Origin of the sequence: Neobacillus drentensis (genome assembly GCF_036965245.1) — a bacterium.
GTDB classification, from domain to species: Bacteria; Bacillota; Bacilli; order Bacillales; family Cytobacillaceae; genus Neobacillus; species Neobacillus drentensis_G.
This window is the reverse complement of the sequence record NZ_JBALPG010000140.1, coordinates 1-4,202: the sequence shown is the minus strand read 5'-3', so window position 1 is coordinate 4,202 and position 4,202 is coordinate 1. Positions and strand designations below refer to the sequence as shown.

Annotated in this window: 6 protein-coding genes and 1 pseudogene; 5 read left to right on the top strand and 2 right to left on the bottom strand. The window is 30.7% G+C overall.

The window, feature by feature from the left end; all coding sequences use genetic code 11:
* Nucleotides 1-174 precede the first annotated feature (174 nt).
* Nucleotides 175-588: a MarR family transcriptional regulator gene (locus V7150_RS22260; RefSeq protein ID WP_335522587.1), complete on the bottom strand. Its 414-nt coding sequence runs from the start codon at nucleotides 586-588 to the stop codon at nucleotides 175-177.
* A 141-nt stretch (nucleotides 589-729) separates the two neighbouring features.
* Between V7150_RS22260 and V7150_RS22255 the strand changes: the two are divergent.
* Nucleotides 730-1,030: pseudogene (locus V7150_RS22255) on the top strand (transposase); the annotation flags it as partial.
* Between the two features lie 93 nt (nucleotides 1,031-1,123).
* On the opposite strand, the gene V7150_RS22250 reads toward V7150_RS22255, so the two are convergent.
* On the bottom strand, nucleotides 1,124-1,375 hold the full coding sequence (locus V7150_RS22250; protein ID WP_335522586.1) for a hypothetical protein: 252 nt from the start codon (nucleotides 1,373-1,375) through the stop codon (nucleotides 1,124-1,126).
* 231 nt (nucleotides 1,376-1,606) lie between these two features.
* On the opposite strand from V7150_RS22250, the gene V7150_RS22245 reads away from it, so the two are divergent.
* The 4 genes from V7150_RS22245 to V7150_RS22230 all read left to right on the top strand — a co-directional run bounded on the left by V7150_RS22245 (nucleotide 1,607) and on the right by V7150_RS22230 (nucleotide 3,833).
* The gene (locus tag V7150_RS22245; protein WP_335522584.1) at nucleotides 1,607-1,987 is read left to right on the top strand and encodes a GntR family transcriptional regulator; all 381 of its coding nucleotides are present in this window, start codon (nucleotides 1,607-1,609) and stop codon (nucleotides 1,985-1,987) included.
* Nucleotides 1,984-2,856: an ABC transporter ATP-binding protein gene (locus V7150_RS22240; protein WP_335522582.1), complete on the top strand. Its 873-nt coding sequence runs from the start codon at nucleotides 1,984-1,986 to the stop codon at nucleotides 2,854-2,856. Before V7150_RS22245 ends, V7150_RS22240 begins: the two co-directional genes overlap by 4 nt.
* Entirely contained in the window at nucleotides 2,844-3,473 is a 630-nt protein-coding gene (locus tag V7150_RS22235) for an ABC-2 transporter permease (protein WP_335522580.1), read from the top strand. Before V7150_RS22240 ends, V7150_RS22235 begins: the two co-directional genes overlap by 13 nt.
* A 201-nt stretch (nucleotides 3,474-3,674) precedes the next feature.
* A complete protein-coding gene (locus tag V7150_RS22230; RefSeq protein ID WP_335522579.1) occupies nucleotides 3,675-3,833 on the top strand; it encodes a hypothetical protein in 159 nt (52 codons plus the stop codon).
* The last annotated feature ends 369 nt before the right edge of the window (nucleotides 3,834-4,202 follow it).

Below are 4,202 nucleotides of genomic sequence, written 5' to 3'. Positions count from 1 at the left end.
AATCATTAAAATATATATTAATTAAAATACATTCATTCTTATTTTGTCAAGAATAAACGTACTATGGAACAATCACTTAAAAGGGGGTGGTTTAATGAAGTAACTCCAGTAGGAACTTAAGCCTCCTAAATACTTATTTAGACAATAAAAAAGGATTTCAACTTTATGAAATCCTTAAAAAATCGTACTCATTAACTTATTAACATTGATTAATACTTTTGCTATATCTGCTAATTTTTCTTGTGGAATTTTCAAAAATAAATCCTGAACTTTAAATTCACCACTATTTGTTAAGATCATTTTAACTACTCGTCGGTCGTCACTTTCTCTTACCCGTTGTACTAAATTTAATTTTTCTAGTTTATCACACATCGATGTAATTGCTCCAGGGGTTACACTGAAAAAATCAGCAATCTCAGTTGCTTTCATTCCACCATTGATTTTCAGCTGGAGAAGAAGAATAAGCTGGTTTTGGGATAGTGACTCACCCTCAGAAAGTAAATTTACAAACATTTTTGATTTTTGCTGTATTTCAAGCATTTCTCTCATAATAATTTCTACATTGTGCATTTGACTATTTTTTGACATGTTATCACAGCCTAATAAAATATTTACTAATTAAAATATATAGTAAGTTTAACTTATAATACTTTTCTTTACTAGCCTATTCAAGATTGACTTAGAAATCCGGCCTGACACATTTCCAGTTATTCTGAAATGTTCGGGGTTCAGAGTAAAGGGCATAAAAAACTGATTCAGCGTCGTGTGTGGAAAACTATTTAGGGGAAGCCGATCATCTTCGTCATACACAAGAGAATAAAAGCATTTACCCAAGACGTGAAGAAACGATTGAACGTGTCTTTGCAGATGCCAAGGAACCTTAAGAGGCCTAAAAAAATTGTCCATGCAAGCAATGCTTACTTTGCTCCATGAATTTAAAAAAATGGCCAGATGGATTGGAAAAGTCCAGAAATGGAATAATAATATGAATAGGATAACTCTAAATTCTGCACTTACAAGTAAAAAATAAAACAAAAAGGCACCCGAATGAACTCATTTGGATGCCTTTTGTCTACAGTCTCGGGATTGCAATTTCAATCCAATAAAGTTTAACTTTATTTTTTTAAGGTTTATTCCAGAAAAAAGTGGTGACTATAAGAGGAAAAATGAATGCAACAATTATGAAAATTGCATTACCGATTAAACCAATCCTTTTATATACCCCTTTTCCAGCGAAAAATGCCAAAATTAACCCAATTGCTGAAACAATAACTCCACCTAATAGAAAATTATCATTACCGAAAAACATAGCAATATAAGACGCTAATCCAATAAAAAATAGGATAGTGGATATAATGCCTAATACTTTTTTCATTTACCTCAACCCCAATATTATTCGTCTTGAAAACTGTAAATTTTTCCCTTCGTATAACCTATTATAGCATGATACTTTCACTACTAAAAAACAACAAGGTTTACGAAAACGGCCTTAGTGTTTTCAATCCAAATTTAATCCAATGTACCATAAAAATGGATAATTCTATTGACTAATGTGTGTATAATGTATATATTGTATATATACGATATAGGAATTGAAGGTGACTAATTGGATATCATTATTTCGAATTCCGTGAAAGATCCCATTTACCAGCAAATTATTAAGCAAATTAAAGAGCTTGTTTTAACTGGAAAGCTATCAGAAGGTGATTCACTCCCCTCTATTCGCCAATTAGCAAAAGATTTGCAAGTTAGCGTTATTACGACAAAGCGAGCCTATGAGGAATTAGAGAGTGATGGGTTTATCGTCTCAATTGTTGGTAAGGGATCATTTATTGCTAGTCAAAATCAAGAGTTGTTAAAAGAACGGCGATTGAAAATAATCGAGGAAAAATTAATCGAAATCATTGAAGAAAGTAAGCTCATTCAACTTTCAAAAGAGGAACTAATGGAAATGATTTTAATTTTGTATGGAGATGATTTGAAATGACGAATGTAGTTGAATTTAATAATGTGAAAAAATCGTTTAAGAATTTTTCATTGGATGATGTTTCATTTTCGATAAAAAAAGGATTTGTCACTGGGTTTATTGGGGCCAATGGAGCTGGTAAAAGTACAACGATAAAATTATTAATGAAATTATTAAGAAAAGATAGCGGCAACATTGCTATTTTTGGTCTTGATCAAGACAAACATAATCAAGAGATTAAAGAACGAATTGGTTTTGTGTATGATGAAAATTGCTTTTACGATACTTTATCCATTAGGGAACTGCGAAAAATAATAGCTCCAATGTATCAAAAATGGAATGATAACCTTTTTTATAAGTACTTAGATCAATTTAGTTTACCTGAGAAACAGCCAATTAAGAACTTTTCAAAGGGAATGAAAATGAAAATGGCGATTCTTTTTGCGATCAGCCATGACCCGGAATTCATCATTATGGATGAACCTACATCTGGGCTTGATCCTGTTTTTAGAAGAGAAGTATTAGAACTCTTGCATGAAATCATGTTAGATGACCAAAAAACGATTTTCTTTTCTACCCATATTACAACAGATCTAGATAGAATTGCTGATTATATAACATACATTCACAAAGGAAAAATTCTCTTTTCAAAGGAAAGGGAAGAACTGCTAACGGAATATGGAATTGTCAAAGGAAGCAATGACTTATTAGATCGAGATACAGAAAAAGAATTTGTAAGTATTCGGAAGACGAATGTAGGTTTTGAAGCATTAACAAGTTGTGTGAAGAAAACAAAGGATATTTTTGGTGATGAGGTTTTAATTGAAAAGCCCAGCCTTGAAGACATCATGTATTATACAAATAAGGGGGATTTGAAATGTACTCTTTAATCTTGAAAGATTTTCTTATGTTAAAAAAGATGTTATTAATTATAACGGGATTAATTACTCTTTGGTATATTCTGCAGTTTTCCTCTATTTTTATCATTGCACTTGCAGGTTTTCTGTTTATTTCTAATACTGGCAGCTTCGAGGATCGTAATAACTCTCATATCATGCTAAACAGTTTACCTATTAATCGGAAAAGTATCATCTCCTCCAAATATATTGGAGCTTTGATTTTTGGGATAGTTACTGTTTGTTTAGCATCTTTATTTCAAGTTGTCTTTTATTTTGTTTTTGATGCTTATACCCAGCCTTTTCCTGAGATTTATGATTTATTAATTGGTATGCTATGCATCTTTTTATTTACCTCTATCTATTATCCAATTTTATATAAATTTGGCGAGAAATATACTAGAATCATAATGATGTTTATAGGGTTTACTATTATTGTCTTTGGTAATATAATGATGCATTTATTTAAAGATAAAATCGAAACAATTAAATTATTTTTGAGTCAATTTACAGCCAACCAATTAATATTGACTGGAAGTGTCATCACAGTTCTTTTATTTTTATTATCATGGCTAGGCACAATAAAAATATATGAAGCGAAAGATTTTTAGGGGAAATAATAAGTTCAGATCCTTCTAATTCAACAAACGAGCTAATAGTTTGTCATCATTTTTCAAATAAAACTTAAAATAATTCATGCAAAATACTTGCATGCTAAAAACCTTCCTAAATTTACGTTTGGAAGGTTTTTTGTTAGATTCAGCATTTACTAAATAACTCAAACTTCGGAGAGTGAAGCCCTAGAATATGGTATGAAAAAATCACCTGAAATTGTAGAAATTCTTGGAGAATCAAAAATAATTGTTTATTTATTCCATACCAAAAAAGGGGAAGGTTTAGGGATAGCGAGTTTAATTCAAAAGAAGAAAAAAGTAAGTTGGATCACTAACGGAAATGGCGTAATAGTATAGCAACCTAAAGGAAATACAACCGTAGTAAAAGTTATTAAAAGTGCATCAGGAATTATATGATTTTTATGCAGGTGTAGCCAAGAACGCTAATATAAGTATTGAAACTCGTACAGATTATGATGTTAAGCCTCATATTGATAATAAATCAAATATTTATTATTACCTTTCTCCAGTACTAAGTAAGTAAAAAAGGGAAAATGGACCTAACGAAAAAATATTTACAATATTAAGAATTAAGAATAATATAAGTATATTCTGAATATAGAACGGGTCGGTTTAAATTACGAGGGGGTTAATCCGAAAAGATCCCCTTTGTCACCCCAATCTAACAGATATACAATTCTATTAAATTCAATGTTACCTATTCAT